At 68.4% G+C, this 17274-nt stretch carries 11 protein-coding genes; all 11 read right to left on the bottom strand.

The features are described 5' to 3' along the window. Position 1: 1 nt before the first annotated feature. Positions 2-1726: a hypothetical protein gene (locus tag BWR02_RS20300; RefSeq protein WP_139559734.1), complete on the bottom strand. Its 1725-nt coding sequence runs from the start codon at positions 1724-1726 to the stop codon at positions 2-4. A 5-nt stretch (positions 1727-1731) separates the two neighbouring features. After that, entirely contained in the window at positions 1732-6081 is a 4350-nt protein-coding gene (locus BWR02_RS20295) for a hypothetical protein (protein ID WP_139559733.1), read from the bottom strand. Positions 6082-6200: 119 nt separating this feature from the next. Further along, entirely contained in the window at positions 6201-7730 is a 1530-nt protein-coding gene (locus tag BWR02_RS20290) for a hypothetical protein (protein WP_139559732.1), read from the bottom strand. 82 nt (positions 7731-7812) lie between these two features. Continuing rightward, positions 7813-8739 (bottom strand): hypothetical protein, encoded by a 927-nt coding sequence (locus BWR02_RS20285; protein ID WP_139559731.1) that lies wholly within the window; start codon positions 8737-8739, stop codon positions 7813-7815. Further along, a complete protein-coding gene (locus BWR02_RS20280) occupies positions 8736-9011 on the bottom strand; it encodes a hypothetical protein (protein ID WP_139559730.1) in 276 nt (91 codons plus the stop codon). Before BWR02_RS20280 ends, BWR02_RS20285 begins: the two co-directional genes overlap by 4 nt. Then, entirely contained in the window at positions 9011-9403 is a 393-nt protein-coding gene (locus tag BWR02_RS20275; protein WP_201276349.1) for a hypothetical protein, read from the bottom strand. Before BWR02_RS20275 ends, BWR02_RS20280 begins: the two co-directional genes overlap by 1 nt. Before the next feature lie 37 nt (positions 9404-9440). Beyond that, positions 9441-12179, bottom strand: a complete 2739-nt coding sequence (locus BWR02_RS20270) for a phage tail protein (RefSeq protein ID WP_139559729.1) — start codon at positions 12177-12179, stop codon at positions 9441-9443. After that, the gene (locus tag BWR02_RS20265; protein ID WP_139559728.1) at positions 12179-14491 is read right to left on the bottom strand and encodes a putative baseplate assembly protein; all 2313 of its coding nucleotides are present in this window, start codon (positions 14489-14491) and stop codon (positions 12179-12181) included. The genes BWR02_RS20270 and BWR02_RS20265 overlap by 1 nt, the downstream gene beginning before the upstream one ends. Before the next feature lie 16 nt (positions 14492-14507). Further along, positions 14508-14900 (bottom strand): GPW/gp25 family protein, encoded by a 393-nt coding sequence (locus BWR02_RS20260; RefSeq protein ID WP_139559727.1) that lies wholly within the window; start codon positions 14898-14900, stop codon positions 14508-14510. Between the two features lie 4 nt (positions 14901-14904). Then, positions 14905-16593, bottom strand: a complete 1689-nt coding sequence (locus tag BWR02_RS20255; RefSeq protein ID WP_139559726.1) for a hypothetical protein — start codon at positions 16591-16593, stop codon at positions 14905-14907. After that, complete coding sequence (locus tag BWR02_RS20250; protein WP_139559725.1) at positions 16587-17273, bottom strand: phage baseplate assembly protein V; 687 nt, start codon at positions 17271-17273, stop codon at positions 16587-16589. The genes BWR02_RS20255 and BWR02_RS20250 overlap by 7 nt, the downstream gene beginning before the upstream one ends. Position 17274: the final 1 nt, after the last annotated feature.

Below are 17274 nucleotides of genomic sequence, written 5' to 3'. Positions count from 1 at the left end.
ATCATGACCAGACCGGCCGGGTATGGCCGTAGTGAAAACTGACGATGCGACTGAGCCACGACACCCAACCGGGATCGAGATCCAGGCCGGTGCGCCGGACGCGGATGTCAATGGAGGAAAGCTCAAAACGCATGTCGATATGTGTCGAGGTGTACGCCAGCTCGGCCTGACGCAGAATCAGATCCGCGAAGCCGATTCGGGCATGATGACGGAGCCATCGTCGGCAGGTGTTCGCCCAGGCAGTCGCCACGGCAATGTGGTCATAGCGGATGGGCCTGCCGACCGGGCTGGTGCCTGCCGTCGGGATCAGTCCCGCCAGCCCCTGTGGTATGGGTCCATCCCACGCCGCGATCAAAAGTCGGTCCGAGTTGTCCCAGAGGCGGCCGGCGATCAGGTCGCCATTCCATCGGGCCGGGCCGGGGGTCGCGATGCCGTTGAACCAGCTCTCGGGTGCCCTGAAATGCGGCAATCGACCACCGCGCAGAGGCCGGGCCGAGCCGACCGCCCAGGCCGGGTCATCGGCCGCTACGCCCAGGTTCGCGAGAATTAGTGCAAACACGCGCTGTGCGATGTCATGGCGCCGCCAGGCAGGATTTGCCTCAAGCCACTTGCGGTAGCCGCAGTGTTCGAGCACGCGGACAAGGAACAGCAGTCCGCCCGCCGCAGTGACTCCGCAGATCTCAGGTCTAGGGTAACTGGGCGCCTCGGCAGTGTGCTCGCCGTACGTGGGCAGACTGGCGCGTGCAGGCTCGCCTTCGTCCATTGAGCTATTGCGTAGGAGGTCGGCTGAGGTGGCCCCTTTTTTTTGCTGTGACCGACGAGAAGGAAAGAGTGGACGCTCTGCGTCTGCGGGTGAGGCTAGTGCTCCGATATCGCCCGACAAGGTAGCAGCGCCGGAACGTGCCGCTCCACGTCGCCCTGTTGGTTGCTGATGCGCCCGTGGTGGGAGCGGCGCGGCCGACTGGACCGTGCGCTGCGTCAGTCGATTCGGCGGTCGTCTGCCCAAGGCGCAGTACGCGGCAGACAAAAAGCTGTGCCACTGGGCTTGGGCAGACAGGTCCATGGTACCTGCCGGAATTGCGCGGAGGGTGCGTCCGGGATCGGACGGTTGGTCATAGGTAGTTTGGTGTTCAAGCCCATCAGCGGCGACCGGCGAGACTGCGTTGAGACGTGCGGCCTGCGCGAGCCCCCACAAGTGATGCGGCGCCAAACTTTCGGCCAGCCGCTCCGCGTGTCCTGCATCCGCGATCGCCGTGACCCAGTGAGGCAAAGCCGCCGGGGCGTCATCGCGCGCGGCCAGTGCGAAACCCAGCTGCTGCAGGCTCTCGGTCAGGCTCGACGGGCGCGTCCACTCCGGTACGGCCAGCGGCCAGTACCACTCATCCGTGCTGCGGCCCTCCAGCAGACGGAGCGCCAGCAGCGTGTAGGCTTCCGTCGCATCGCGAAACCAGATCGCCGGAGCGTCGCCCGCCGGCTTGCTCCCGCCGTGCACACAGGCGACCGCGAGTTCCGCGACGGCTTGTTCCAGGGCCAGCGCGACGGACTGGGACGCGGCGTCGCTGGGAAATCGCCCGAGATGCACCTTACGCATGATGACGACGCGGCCACCCTCGTCGTGCAGGCTCGCGGTGCGGAGCGCGTCTTCCAGCAGGAGCAGGCCGCGCCTGGCCTGTTGTTCGGCCGGTGCTCGCAGCCGGAGTTTCCGGATCTGCCGCGTGGCGGGCATCGGCGTCAGAACAGCCGCATCGCGGTCGCGCTGAAGGACACGCTGGCCGCCGCGGCGAACTGCACGCGAACCGTCTCGTCGAGTTGCACCGCATTGCCGGCCGCGGTCAGCACGCGGGCCGAGGCTTCCGCACTGCCGATATCTTCGACGACCGCCCGTGCGACGATTTCGTTGGCCCGGTACACCATGGCCTGCATGCCGATGCGCAGCCTCGAGGGTTCGAGAGCGACCAACGGAATGGTCAGACCCGGCCGCGCCAGCACGGGGCGTGGCAGCCGGCCCGCAATGATGCGGTTGACCGGGGCGTGGCTCGCCAGCAGCAAGGCCATGCGCACGACATCGTTGACCAGGCTCGTGGCCGCGGCTTCGCGCGTGTCGACCTGACCGTACAGCCAATCCACATAACCCTGCATGCGGCGGCGATCGGTGATTTCGATTTCCTGCCAGCGGGGGAGCCCGGCGAGATTGCGCAGATTCGGTGCCGTGTCGAACTGCGACAACTGCTCAGCCCAGTCGAGCCGGAGGCTGGGCAGAACGCCGGAAAAGGCCGCGAACAGACACGCCGACACGCGGCTGAAGCGGTCGAAGAGTTCGGCCGCCCCGCGGGCCACATCGCCGCGCCCATGCTCCCCTTCGATCAGATCGCCCAGCGATACCACCTGCGTGGCCTCTGCCTGGGCGCCGAGCCAGCTGAGGCTGGTGAAGCGCGCCAGGTCGATCTGCAGCGCGGCGACTCGGGCCAGACCCACGGACTGGCTCTGTTTCGCCGCCAGCTGTGCCATGCTGGTGGCAATGCCTGTAGGTATGCGCTCGAAGTTCCCGATCGGCCTCGGCGTCGTCAATTGGCTGCGCAGCTGCGCGGTCTGCAGTGTCTTCGCGAGTACCTCGACGCGATCCAGACCACCGATCAGTTTCGGACCCTGCATGAACCACCCCGCAGGGGCCTCACGCACGATGCGCAGCAATCCACCGAGCTCATCCGGGATGTCAAAGTCCGCGCTCAGGCAGATCGGGATCGCCGCTTCGAACAGCCCCGGGTCGAGGGTCCGGGCTGGAACGTCCGAGAGGTTGTCCGTGGCACGAAGCCGCACATAGGCCAGGAACCGGACCTCCTCGGCCAAAACGGCAGCACGGCGCTCGTTGATCGCGTCCAGGCGTTGCTGTTCCTCGGTGAGCAGCGCCCGCGTCACGGCCACATCGTGCCGCGCTTCGGCCAGTTCCTCGTCGAGTTGTCGTTCGCGCGCCTGCGCCGCGGCGAGGTGGGTGCGGATCGCCGCGAGCGTGTCCTCGCATGCGGCTATCGCATCGCGATACAGGCGGACGCGTCCCTCGACCTGTCGCAGCAGGGCGATCGTCGCGTCCGACAGCGAGGTCGCGTCGGAAAAGCAGGCGTTCTCGTCGCCGGCCGACGGCAGGGCGAGCAGTAAGCCGAGCCAAGTCGCTCGGTCGGCATCGCCGGACAAAATATCGGCAAGCGGCCTGCTCCTGACGGGCGTATCGCTACTCGACCCTGCCCTGACTGACGTCGGGGCGGGACCCGCAAGAAAGGGATCATCCTTCAGACCCCACAGGTCGATGTCCTGAAACAGGCCGGGCATGACGCCAGCGTCTTCCGCAACCAGTTCGTCGGCAAGCCGAATGAGGCCCAGCACCATGTCGTGCCGGGTGGCCGCCGCATAACTGCGTGCCTCGGACGCGGGCAGGGGTGTCAACCGTTCCGCGACGGTCGTCGTGCGAATGTCCACCTGGCCGACGACGGGGCGTGCGTTGACGACGTCGCTCGGGCGCGGAGTGGGCGCTGCCGGCGCTCGCAGAGGCGCGATGTCGGTGCTGACGAACTCGGCCAGCAAGGGACCCTTCTGAAATGTCCCGCCGGCCCTCCCGGAGGTATCGAAGCGCTGCATCCCGCCGAGGGCTCGCGCGCTTGGCGCCGCGCTGGCGCCCGTCGACATGGCACGTGGCGCCGCAGTGGGCGGTTCGCTGTCCCCGATGGCGGCGCGCGATCGGGGCGACGGGACGGTCTTGCGCAACTCCTGGAAGAACGCGGTGAGCTTTTCCTGCGAAGCCACGGCGGTGTCGGCTTGCGCGATAGTGGCCAGCATCGGCGACACCATGAGCTTGTTCGCCGTCGAGGTGCCCAGCATGTATTGCCGCACGCGATAGATGTCGGTCTGCACCTTCAGGAAGCCGAAATCGACCAGATCGTCGGCACGGTCGGCCCGGGCCTTGAGATAGCTGATGAAACTTTGCACACCCCGGTTCCGGAGCTGCGTCCGCTCGGCACTGGATAATGGTTCCAACGCAGGGGAAGCTTCGAGGGCGGCGAGACCCGCCGCTTCGGGCCATTCGCCGCGATAGGACAGGCCAAAGTCGGGCTCAAACGGGGCCCACAGCTGATCCGGCGCCAGGAACTCCCAGGGCTCATTTCCGTAAGTTTCCGTAGCCGATGGCAGTGGACCGGTAAGCCAAGCGGTTTCAGCGTCCCCGGCCGTCAGTTGGCCGAAGGCACCGAACGCCGCCCGACCGTCATACAGCATGAACGATATCCCCTTGATCGTCTGTCCCGCCAAACCGACGTTGGACGCCGGGATATCGAGGCGGGTCCATTCGCCCAAGCGGGGAAGCAGGCCCATATGGAAGCGTGAGCTCGTGCCGTTCGCGCCTAGCGCTATCAGGTCCTCGCCCCAGTAGGCCCGGTGGTCCTCGGTTTCGCTGAACCACTGCAACATCAGTTCGCTGGGCGGGTGGTCCGGGTCCAGATAGACCCAGACAAACAAGGAGTCGCTGGCACCCAGGCTCAGTGGCCAGGGATACACAGTAGGTTCGATCTGTCTGAAGCCGTGCTGATGCAAGCCGGACCGAATCTGGGTCCGGTGTCCAGCCATTACACTCGGTGGACCCCACGGTTCCAGCGCCTCCGGTTCCAGGGCCGCCGGGTCGGCGTGGATGTCCGGAGGAACGGTGAACTCCCCGTCGATGCTTTCGGTCAGGTGTGCGATGACCTTGCGCAGGGCCTGCCGCATGCCGAGCGCGCGTGAGCGCGTGGACAGGAAGCGGCGCAGGGTCGAGTCGAATTCCGGATTCAGCTCCTCACGCAGCAGCAACCGGGGATCCCAGGATTCCTGGCTGACGGGAATGAGGATGCGGACGCGTTCGCTCTGCGAGAAATCCAGGGAGGCCAGGCTCGCCGCTTCGCGCAGTGCCAGATCGAGTTGGTCCAGCGGCAGCGGCGCGGCGTCGAGCTCGAAGCCGGCAGGGAAAAAGTTGTTAACGCCGCTGACGGGATCGTACACATTCGTCGGCAACAGGCCGCACGGCGGTAGTCGGTCGAAGGCGGCAGCCAGCGTCGCCGCGTCTGGCGGCGGGTCGCCCGCTTCGGCGATTTGTTCCGCGAGTTGCATGATGCGGGCCTGCCACAGCATGGGAAGCCGCGTATTGGGTGCGAGCGACAAGGCGCCGGCGGGCGATGCCGCGAACTGCAGGCGCCCGACGCGGGCGCGTCCGCCCTGCCGCACGACGGCTGCCGCGTCGACGAACCGCGGCTGAAAGGTGCCATCGAGGGCGATAACCGCCAGGGGCACGCCGTAGTCTTCCCAGGGCAGTGTCGCGCCCGGCGGCAGTGCCGCCTCGGCATCGAAAATCGTGTAGGCCAGCGCGTTGCGCAGGCGCGGGGTATCCGCGGGCAGGGCCCGCCACTCATCCGGCCACGCGAACCACAGCAGGCGCGCGGCGTCCGCCAGTCGCCAGTCTTCGAAGCTGACGTTCTCGCCCGCCGTCCCGCAGCCGCAGCGGTCGCAGGGATCATCGGGGTCGATAGCGGCCCGGTCCACGGTGACCGGCTGCAGGACCAGAACACCGATCAGCGGCAGCGCACCCGGGTTGTCCGTCAGGACTCGGCCGAGCGAATCGCCGAGCCGCCGCGCCCGCAGGCCACCCGGTGCCTCCTGTTCCGAATCAGGATCGAACAGACCCGCCGGAGCAACGACCGGCAGACCGAACAGGGCGGCATCGATATCCCGCGGCAGCACCACGTCCTCGCCGCTGACCGCCAGGCCGCGGCCGGCGGCGATTTGCAAGCGCACTTGCGGCAGTCCCACCGGGCGAGCGACGGTTGGATCCCACACGGCGCCCACCTCCAGGCCCTCGACGATGCCGGGCGTGTAGGCCTGGCCGCGTTGCGCGAGCCTTCCGGCGGCCCAGAGTTGCCGGTCCTCCAGCGTGGCCGCCGTCAGCGTGCGCCCGGGAAACAGATTCGGGCGGCGCAGCCACGTGGCGGCCGCCTCGTTGTCGTCCCGGGGTGACAGGGCGATCAGGCGTTCGCCCGGCAAGGCAGAAACGATCGCAGTCGTACTCACGTGACTACTCCTCGATGAGGCTCAGGGTGTGCAATGTCCCGGCAGGCCAGGCTCCCCGTTACACTGCATGCGGATTCCTGGCGTTCAGGTGCATTCACCGGGCTGCTCTCCAGGGTTCATCAATCGGAACGCTTCGTGCGTGCGCGCCGCGGTTTGGCCGCCGGATTGGCCGCATTGAGCGAAGGCGCCGCCGTGACTCGACCTTCGGGAATGCTCGCGCTTCGCTGCGCGGCCGCATTCCTGGAGAGGCGCCTGGGTTCTTGCTCGCTGACAATCACGGGCGATGGGAAGCCGGTTAGGTCCCCACGGTAGGCGACGTTGCGGCGACGCACGTACCACAGTTGCAGGCCGGCCAGGCGCTGCCACTCGGCGTCGACCGGGTTGCTCGGATTCAGCGGCGGCAGTATCGGGCGCGGGATGCGCAGACGCTGCAGAATCTCCAGCGGCTTGCGTGTGGCGACCAGATTCGCCGCGGCCGGCGTGAGCGCGCGTCTGACCACGGGGATGCTGTCGGCGCGCGGTGCTCCACCAAGACGGCTGATGACGGCATGCCATTCACTGCGAGGTATTGGCGCCAGGACCAGCACCGCGCATCCTTCGAGCGCGTCGGCCGGCGCGGTAAGGTCCAGCGCCGGCAAGCTGAGCGCTTCCTCGATCAGGGAGGGTAGCTCGTCCTCCGGCAGTAATGAGAAGTCGACGTCGATCTCGGCCGGGAAATAGCCCTGCGTAAAGTCGACCGGGTTGACGACGCCGGGCGGCAGGGGCCCGGCCGGCGGTAGCGCCGGAAAAACCGACGCGGCTGAAAAGCTGCGGCCGCGATTCAGCGCGACGGTCTCGGCGAGGTGGCCCTGGTGCTGCAACACGTGGGCGAGACGCAGCGCGCGCGGCGCAAAGCCAAGGCCCGGAAGATCGCCCCGGTTGGCCCCCAGTTCGCGCCGCACCATGGGTACGTCGATCCAGACGATCGTATTGTTTTCCAGCGCCAGCATCGCCACCGGCAGCACGTTGGCGGAGACGCCCCGTTCGCTGCCCTGGACGAAGATTGCGCGGGCGGCACGGCCGCGGCGGGCGGTCAGGGCGTCTGCCGCCCCGTCGTCCTGCCAGGGTACGAGCACCAGCGCCGTCGCTTCGATCACGTCCCCGTCCTGCACGCTGCGCTGGCCGCTGATCGAGGTGGGATACGCTCCGGTGGGGTTCGCGGTAAATTCGACCGGCCGCAGCGCAAGGACGAAGAGCCCAGTGCGGCTGCGCAGCGGCGGCAGGGGGATCCGTCCCAGGCCGAATTGTGCCGACAGCTGTTCAGCCTGCGGAATGTCGGTCAGACGTACGCTCAAGGGCCGTTCCAGCAGGACCAGTTCCCCGGAGGGCGTGATGCCGTGCCCGGAACCGATCGCCAGGCTTTGCGGCTCGGCGCCTTCCGAGACCCACAGCCCGGTTGCGACCCCACTGCCGGCGGCCTGGCCGAGGTCCGCCTCGCGCGTCAGGAAGTACTGCTGCTCGCGGATCAGATCGCGCGCGGCGAGAAAACGCCCGTCGAACCACCGCGGACGTTCGCGGCGCGAGTCCGTGACCAGTACGCCGGCCTCGCGCAACGCGGCCAGATCCTCGGGAGCGATATGTTCCCGGTTGGAACCTTGTACGGGATTCATCGTTGTCTCCGGCAATGGGTGAGGTGGGCGCGACGGGTAGGCGCGCCAATGGTCACGGGTAATGGGTGCGGTGTAGCCATCGTCAGGCACCGATCCAGCGCGACAGCAGCCCGAGCCCCGGCGCGAAACGCCGCGACCAGTTGTCGACGAGTACCGCGCTGCCGTCGCGCTGCGGCGGCAGGTCGGCCGTCACCGGCACCAACACCCGCGCCAGGAACACGGCGCTTGGGTCGAGGTCCCGGGGATGCTCGTCTAGCGGGTCCAGGCCTCCGGTTCCTCCGCTGCGCCCGGTGGCAGGCCAGCCGTCGAGTATGGCGTCCTGCAACGCGGTGCGACGCGCCTCGGGATCGCCGATCGCCGCAAGGTCCGGGCCCGGTGAGGGCAAGCCGAGGAAACCGCCCTCCAGACCTTCCCGCAGTTCCAGGCGGAGTTCGTAGGCGTCACGCAGCCGCGACGTCGAGACCGCGTCCAGCGCATCGAACGGTCCTGACGCGAAGCTCGGGGTCAGCCCGCGTTCGCACGCAATGAAGCGCAGATACAGGTCGGCCACGGCGGCGCGCACCGGCACGACGGGGAATTCCCCGGTACCCGCGGCGGCCGCCGCCCGTGCGCTCAGGAACGGCGCCACGGTGTCGTAAGCGCTGCGCCGGAGCAGGTCACCGCCGTCCTCGGCGAGGCGCGCCGCGTACCACGCGCCCAAGCGCAGGCAGGCCGGTCGCGGTACTTCGATCAGCCGTCCAAGACGGTCGACGGCAAGCCCCGGCGACACGCGGATTTCCTCGGCGCGGTCCGTGGCCGCATCGGCCTGACGATGTTCGACGCGCAAGCCCGCCAGTGTGCCGCCGCCGGACACGAAGGCCAGCGCGCGCGCCAGCCGGCTACGGTGGTAGGTCTGTTCATCGAGGAAATCCTGCGCATCCAACAGCATGCCGGTCGTATAGTGAGGCCGGTCCGGCGACGGTTGCGCGTACAGCGGATCGGCATTGGGCAGTCTTTGCACGGCGCTCATCGGGGTCCCCTGCGGCTCTTGCTGCGAGCCCGGGGCCGCAGCGTGGTGGTGGCGGTCGTGGTGGACAGCGTCGGCCGGGTCAGGATTGGCCCGGTCAGGATCGGCTCGGTGCGCGCCACGAGGGTGACGATGACCTGATCCGGCCGGCTCTGATTGCCGGCCTCATCCTCGACGACCAGTTGAAAACGGTGGCGACCGGAAGGCAGGCCGGCATCGACGACGATGAACGGCTCGGTCGTCGCGATCGTTGTGCCGATCTCGAAGCGGGCCATCACATCGGCTCCGGGGTGTCGGAGCGGGGGGGTACGATCGGCGGCGACTCGAACTTGTCGCGTTCGGCGCCGATGATGATCGGGGCCGGTCCGAGATAGGTCCAGACGTAACGGACAATCTTGCCACCGCCGACGTCGGAGGAATCCTGACCCGACAATGTGAACGGCGTGTTCAGGTTGACGCTCTCGGGCGCGGTCAGCACGGCTGTCGGTGCCGCCGTATCGCGGACGATCACGGTGACCATGTCAGGCTGCGAACGGTTGTCGGAATCGTCGACGACGACTAACTGGAAGCGGTGACGCCCGACGCGCAGCGAACCGTCGGCCGGAACCTCTACGAGTATCGTCGCGTCGGTGGTCTCGATCGGTACGTTGATTTCGAATACGGCCATGGCGTTTTCCTCGCGAGTGGGATTTGGGGGCCTGTCGTCAGTCGATGCGGCGCCAGATGTAGCGGGTAATCCGTCTTCCTTGCGGAGCTCGGGAGCCACTGCCGTCCAGGGTTACTGCGTCGCCCATCGATACTTCGCGCGACGGGCCCGCTTCGGCGATCGGCGGCCGGGGCGGTGGAGCAGGCGTCGCAGCGCCCGCGACGCGGTGATCCACGCAGGCGGTTCCCAGCAGAAAGTCGCCACCGCCGAGATCGGAGCGATCCAGTTCGACGGCATGGGGGATCTCGGGCGGGCCCAGGTAGGTGTCGACGCCAACCAGGCTCGCGACGCCGACCAACAAGGGCCAGGTCGCGGTCAGCACCCGCACTTCCACATGAGCCGGCGCTTCCAGTTCGACGATACGACGTAGCAGACCCAGGTCCTGGGTGGTGACGGACTGGTGCACCAGCACCGTGGCGCGATGGGCGAGCTGTTCGAAGAATTGCAATACCGCTGCCTGCTCGGCAGCAGTGGCCACGTCTTCGCGAAACAGCGCGAGGAGTTCGGCGCGCTCCGCCTCGCCGATCACCAGGGTATCTCCGACGACTGAGTTCCCGCTCTGCACCAGGCCGGGAAGCAAGGGGTCGGGGTCCGCTGCCAGATCCACGCCGAGCAAGGTCGCGAACAGCCGTCGCAGCCGGTAATGCTCCAGCACGACGATCTCGCCACTGCGGACACCGCCATCGGTCGCCAGATCCAGGGCCAACTCCAGACCGCGCCGCGTGCCATGCCACCGCGCCAATGGCGCGGCCGCCTGCAGCCAGGCACGACGGCGGCCCTCGGGCAGCACCGGATCGAAGGCGACCCCCAGCCAGGCACCCAGCCATTCCAGACTCGGCTCCGGTGCGGTGGCCGGATCGGTCAGCAGATGGGCCGCGGCGATCCGGTCCTCGATCGGCGTCAGGATGCCTTCGGTGTTTGCCAACAGACGGTCGAGGAAGTCGGCAGGCGTCGCGGTCGGCCGAAAAATCCCGATGCCGTTGGTTGCGCGCTGCAGGCGCCACAGGGCATGGCCTTCATCCCGCAGCTGCCAGGATTCCCCAGCTTGTTCCACCCGCACTTCGGCGTTTGCGCCCAGCGTCAGGCCGGCCTGCTCCAGGCTCGTGTGCAATTCGGTCGAGACCAGGCCGCCCGTATCGAGCAGGTCGGACTGGTGCGCCGGCAGGCGTCCCGTCCGCTCGCCGGGTTCTCTGGCCGCGGCGCCGAAAACCGACTCGCGATAAAGGCGCGGCAGATACTGGTCACGGTAGGAGAAGCGGCTGCCCCACGCCCGCACCGCCGCAATCCGGGGTCCGATGCGCCCGTCGCCGAAGAGTTCGAGCCGCAGCCACAGGTAGCGTCCGGAGATGGCCCGGACCCGGCTGCGCGGCGCCTGAATCAGTGCCGAGAACAGGCCGCTGCGATGCGGCACCCGTTGCCAGCAGGCTAGCCCCGGATGATGCGGCAGCTCGGACGGCGCCTGCTCCCAGCTGGCGCGGGCGGCCAGCGGATCAGGCATCGCGGGTACGTCGCCGAAATGATGCGGATGCCAGGCATCGACGCGGTCGGCGGCCGGCGGCTCCGGATCCGGGGTTGCGGCAACCCACACCGTGAAGCCGGCACGGGGCGGAAGGTGCGCCTCGGCGTAGAGCCGATGCCAGACCGTGTCGGGACGCCCGCTGTCCAGCAGGCGCACGCGCCCGGCCGAGTCGTAGTGGCGAGCCTCGCCGCGGTGCGCCAGATTGGCCAGCGACAGCCGGTGCAGCGGTTCGGTGCCGCGTGCGCCGCCGGTGCGCTCAACCGGGTAGTGCGGCGGTCCTTCGAGGCGATGTGCGAAGGGTGCTTCCAGCGCATCGCTGGCCAGCGGGTAGACATCACCCGTGGGGCGGAGGCCGTCCTCGGTCTGACCGGGGTCCCAGCGGTAGGCGGGCGCGTCGGGGCGACCCGGCAGACGCACGGCGATCTGATCGGTATCGATCCAGGCCAGGGCATAGGCGTAACGGGCTCCGACGAGTTCGATCGGGGCACCGAGCCGTTCGGTCCGGGGGTCCAGTCGTCGGACTCGCGCCCGTCCGTTGTTGGCCCTCTGCCAGGACAGCAACAGCAGTTCGCCCGCGGGCTGGCAGGCCAGCGCCAGCGGACGCTCGCCCGATTCCCAGGCTGGCTCGGGCAATAGCCGTATCGCCGGCGCATGGCAGTTTTCCGGATCGGGACGGAAGACATCGGGACCATATTCGGTGACCGGCCCCAGGGGTTCCGGAGAACCCGCCAGGCGAGCGAGCCGTCCGCTGCCGCGTTCCAGCAGCCACAGGCCACCGCCTCGTGCCGCCGCGCAACGCCAGGCCGTAAAGCCCGGCAGTCCCACGGTCACATCGCTCCAGCGTCCCCGCAGATCGTGCAGACGCACCCCGGACGGCAGCAAGGCATACAGCACGCCGTCATGGCCAACCGCGACATCGGTCGGGGCCGTCGCGAGCGTCAGGGTGATCGCCTCGCCGGGCAGATGGCTGCGGGCGACTACGGTGCCGGTGGCGCCATCCCAGGCCGCCACGGCGCCCAGTGCATCGACCGCGCGCGGCACGACTTCGAGCGCGCCGTTGGCGGTCGCCGCAGCGAGGCCCAGGTCGCCGGCCGCGGGAAGGCTGCGTTCGCTCGCCAGGCTCAGCGCCCGGCACTCCGGATCCCAGGCGGTGCGCTCGTGTGCCAGCCAGTGGCGGCTGTCGGCCAGCATCCAGAAGCGTTGGCCGTTGGCGTCCATCAGCACACCTCGGGAACGACGGGTACCGCGACGGCATCGGCGTCGGCGAAGGGATTCGGCAGCGCACGCAGGTTGTCGGGTGCTGCCGGTCCCTCGACAACGATGACCGACAGCAACTCGGGCAGTTGCCAGGCCGACAGGCTCAGTGTCTGGGTGCCGTCATTGGGATTGCGGACGATCGGCCGCCAGTCGTCCCCGCCCGGCAGAGCGACGCGTTCGAACAGGTTAAGGCCGGTGACTTCCCTGACCCCCGGGACGCGCGAGATTTCCACGTGCAACTCGCGTTCGCGCACCGATGGCTGTAGGTCGCGCTGCAGGGACGGCAAAGGCCACCCCGCGCCCAGCGGACCGCCCGGCGGCAGGGGCCACAACAGTCGTCGCAAGGCCTCGCGCACTTCGAACAGCACGCGGTCGCGGGCATAGCCGTCACGGAGCGAGACGCCGACCGAGAGCCCCAGCGGCACGTACTCGCAACCGATGACATAGAGTTCGGTCGACAGCGGCGAGCGCGCCTGCAGATGGGCATGGACCTGCTCAATGAACGGTCGGTCCGGTCGGGGATTGGGCGGCCCCGACAGCGTGCGCGCCGGCAGTGCCAGAACGCTGACCACGCCCGGCACGTCGAAGCGGCGGTCGCGCGGTTTGAAACGCGGAAGCACTTCGACACGCCCGACGTCGACGCCCGGGGTCTCTGTGGCGATGCGGGCATAGTCCCCGGCCGTGACGGCACGGTCGCGGTGCCTCAGGAAAGCCGGGATCCGACGTTCGGCGAGCTCCACCGTTTCGGCATCCTCGCCGCCGGTCAGCGCCAGCGGTTGCTCCAGACGCAGCGGCGGCGCGCTGCCGCCGGCGACCCGTGTGGCCAGGATCTCGGTCAGGCTGCCCGCCGGCAGGTTGCCGGCGCGTCCGCCGCCGAAGCGGGCCGAAGCCAGGCGAATGCGCATCTGGTGTTCCGGCACGCGTCCCCTGACCCCATCGCCGAAGCGCAGCGTGCCGGCCTCGGCATCGACTTCGTAGGCCGAGGCTTCGCGCGCGATGCCGGGATCGGCGCTGATCGCGGCCAGATCGTTGACCCTGAACCACGGTTGGTATCCCCGGCCGGGCTCCTCGACCTCGATCCGCAGGCTGTCACGATCGACCGAGGTCAACGGCAGGGGAAAGGCCTGATCTCCGGCGCCGCTGGAAACGCCCAGCACGCGCCCGGTGATCGTGACCCGCTGGTCGATCTCGACGGCGTTGATGCCGACCCAGGACAGCCGCAGGCTCTCGACGGTCTGACCCGGCTCCGGCCGTAGTCGCAGCCAGGCGATCAGGCGCGCCGCCTGATCCGCATCATCGAGGCGCGGCGGCGTGTCGCCGACGCCGGCCGCCGGATTCTCGGCGACATCGTTGCTGGGCGCAGCGAGCAGCGATTCGTCCGGTAACGCCAGCCGAATTACTCCGGGCCGGGTTAGGCCCCGGGTGGTATCGCTGCCGTCCAGCGGGTCCAACGTCAGATAGTCCACCGTGCGGGGGCGGGGGCCGGGCGCAGAGATTTCCCAAATGACCGGAATGCGTGGGCGCGGGCCGGTGATGGTGGCGGCATCCTCGATGTCTGCGGGCAGGGTCAGCGCCGGCACGATGCCGACCGACAGCAGGGCGGGCGCACCGGTGTCGCCGCCGCCGAGCGCGGAGCGGACCGCCGCATTGACTGCGGCCTGGCGGTCGGGCTGCGGTGCGGGAGGCGCCAGCAGCGCCAGCCACAGCGCGCGATCGGCGCTGGCCGCGAAGACATCGAGGCCGGCCGGGTCGGGGCGGCTCTGCGTAAACACCGGCAACGTTTCGTAGGCCTTGATCGGCTGGTTCAGACGGTGCAAACGCTGCAGGCCGACGATGACTTCGCTCATCCGCGCCGTTTCGGTCTCGTTGAGCGGGCGCTTGATGTAAGCCGCGGCGGTGATCGGCAGCACGGTGGTTTCGCCCAGGGTCTCGAAGGGTATCGAGCCGCCGATACGGGCCCCCGGCAACAGGGGCGTAGCCGACCATTCCGTGGCCTGGCGGTAGTTCAGCGTGACGATGCCAGTCGCCGGGCGAGCCGGTCGCAGCGGTTGCCCGAGCAGGCGCAGGAACACGAGCCGTTGACGCTCCGGCACCAGATTCGCCCGATACAGCAGCGTGTCGGTCAGCCAGGCGAACAGTTCGAGCAGCGTGCGGCCCGGGTCGCCCACGCGCGGATGGGTCCATTCGGGGGTATGGGCCGGGATGCGGCGCAGCAGGTCCTCGACGAGATCGTCGAAGCGGCGGTCATCCAGGCTCGGCGGCAGGATGGGCATGGCCGTGTCCTATGCGTCAGGTTTCCAGTTCGACCGTCAGCCCGGTCTGCATCAGTGTCCCGGTGCGCACCAGACGGTAGGCGATTTCGACGCGGACGTGGCTGGGCTGGTCGGGGACATCCCAGACATCGACCCGGTCGAGCAGGATCCGGCGTTCCCAGTGCGTCAGCGATTCCTGGACCAGATCGCGAATCCGGCGCCGTGTCGCGAGCGTGTTCGACTCGTGCACGAGGCGGTCGAGGCCGGCCCCGAACTCCGGGCGCATCAGTTGCTCACCCGGGCGCGTCGACAGGATCACCCGGATCATCTGACGCACGCTGTCTTCCAGGGACGGGTAATCGAGCTGGCCGGACGCGTCCGGCACCGTCAGCAGCGGCCAGCCTAGCAGGGGGCGGAGAGCCGGGTTCATCGCATCATCCTTTATTGGGGTAGGGGATGCAGATCTTGATGAACAGCATCCACCGGAAGAACAGATCGAACAGCGAGAGAAAGATGTTCAGCACGATGAACGCGCACAGCGTGATGATCGGAATGCTGAAGCTGCAGATCCAGCCCAGCGACAGGCTGCCGTCGTCGCTGAGTTCGCCGTCCATCATCTTTTTAGGGTCGCCGCCGAGCAGGCTCTGCAGCCTTGGCGGCAGCACGAACGACACGTTCGGCTTCAGCGAGGCGAGCAGGTTGCGGTCGGTTGCGTCGGGCAGATCGATCTGCACCGGCGGACCGGCGCCCTCGTACCAGGGGGCGATCACGAAGGGTTCGCTGTAATCGCTCCAGATCGTCCGCGCCGGGCAGGTGCCCTCGGCCTTCAGTCGCACGAACGCGCGCAGGCGATACCGTGCGCCGGGTTCGTCGAAGCGTCCCGGCCGGCCCTTGACGGTCACGAAGCGGGCCTTCATCGCCTCGAACAGTGCATTCGCGAGACGCTCGCGACCGGCGTCATCCAGCGCCGGCCAGGTAGCCGGCATCTCCAGCGCCGAGGCCTGCGGGTCGCGATCGAGCAATACCCGCTTGGCATTCCTCAAGAAGCTCCCGGCCCCGACGCGGCGCGGCGCGCCTTCGCCCGGCTGCAGCACGTAGGACAGGCTGATCGCCTCCAGCGCCTCGAACAGTCTCCGGCCGGCAGGACCGGAGCCGAAGGCATCGAACTCGAGCGCGACCTGCCGCAGGAGTTGCAGGAATTTGCGCAGCGGAGCGGCTTCGGCGACGAGTGTTGCGAACAGGTCGGCGGCCATCGTCACGCGGACTCCGCCGACCACGCCCTGCGGCGGGGTCGCGCCGGGCTGTTCGATTGCCTGATACCAGGTGCTGTCGAACCACTTGCCGGCCTGGGGAAAGTTGTACGCGAGCCCTCGCAAGGGCTGCATCAGGTGCTCGGTGAAGCGTGTCGTGCCGGGCCGGAAATCCTCGAACAGGGCCGCCGTGTCGGGTTCGGTCTGGGCGAGCTCGCTGCTGCTGGTCTGGACCAGACCGTAGAACAGCGTTCGCCCCGCCTCGGCGCAGATATCCGGTGGCGCGACGAACATCGGCGTGACCTGTTCATCGAGAATCACGTTGTCGTCGCTGGCCCACAGACTCGCCAGGGCTTCGTCGATGGCCGGACGGCCGCTGCGGCGCGCCAGCATGCGCGCGCCCGGATCGGGATCGGCCGTTTCGGCACCGAGGCGGGCGATCGGCACCCACCCCTGTACCACGCCGCGGGCGCGTATCCAGCCTTCCAGCGCTTCGCCGCCCTGCGGTGACGGGCGCACCCGGCGCAGCACCAACCCGGCAGCGTCGACCCGCGCCGGGTCCAGGCGCGGTGCACCGGGGGCGTGGCACCAGGCTTCGGTCAGTGCCACGTGGTAGCGGCGCTGTACGGGCTGAAACAGCTTGAGCACGCCACGCTCGTTCCGCGTCGCGGCCAGATCGGCCGCGAGCGCGGTGCGGGACGTTGCGGTCCGCAGGCTATCGGTCACGGCTGCGATGAAATCATCGTCGTCGCGCTGCAGAATCGCCGGCGCGCCGGCCTCCGCGAAGGGCGCGGCCGCCCGCAACTCGCGCGGCGCCGCGAGACGGATCTCATGGTGCCGCGCCGCCGGGCGCGGGTTGGCGACGGCTACCATATATTCCCCGCGCCCGGCGTGTAGCTGCTGGAGATGACGGCCGTCGAGATCAGCGTTTCGCATTTCACGATGCCGCTGAACTTGGCAATCGCGGTGTCGACGTTGACCATGCCGGCCGAGACGTCGACCTTGGCCGCGGTGACCTTGACGTTGGCTGCGGCGTTGATGGTGATGCCGGCGGTTTCCAGCTTGACGCTGTTGCCGTTCGCGTCCTCGATGGCGATGCTGCCGGGCCCGTCCTTAAGTGTGATCTTCTGGCCTGCCGGGGTTTCGAGGATGAATCGTTCCTGTCCCTGCTGGTCATCCAGCGTCATCGTGACGCCGTTCTTCGAGCGGATGACCTTATAGCGATTCTGTCCTCCCGCAATCTCGGCCGGGGCCGCACTGGCGCCATTCCACAGTCCGCCGACGACCAGCGGATAAGAGGGGTCGCCGTTCTGGAATACCACCAGGACCTCGTCGTCAAGGTCCGGAATCAGGAAAGCGCCGCGGTCCTTACCGGCGAACGGACACACGACCCGAGCCCAAAGCGGCGCATCCTGGTTGGTGCAGTCGTCGAAGCCGATCAAGCGCACTTGTATCCGGTTCAGACGCTCGGGATCGTCCAGCGACACGACGCGTGCCAGGTAGGCCGCGTGCAACCAGTTCGATGGGCGTTCGAGGCGCGCCGCGTTAGGCATG

This window comes from Methylotetracoccus oryzae (assembly GCF_006175985.1).
Taxonomy (GTDB): domain Bacteria; phylum Pseudomonadota; class Gammaproteobacteria; order Methylococcales; family Methylococcaceae; genus Methylotetracoccus; species Methylotetracoccus oryzae.
This window is presented reverse-complemented; position numbering and strand designations above follow the sequence as displayed.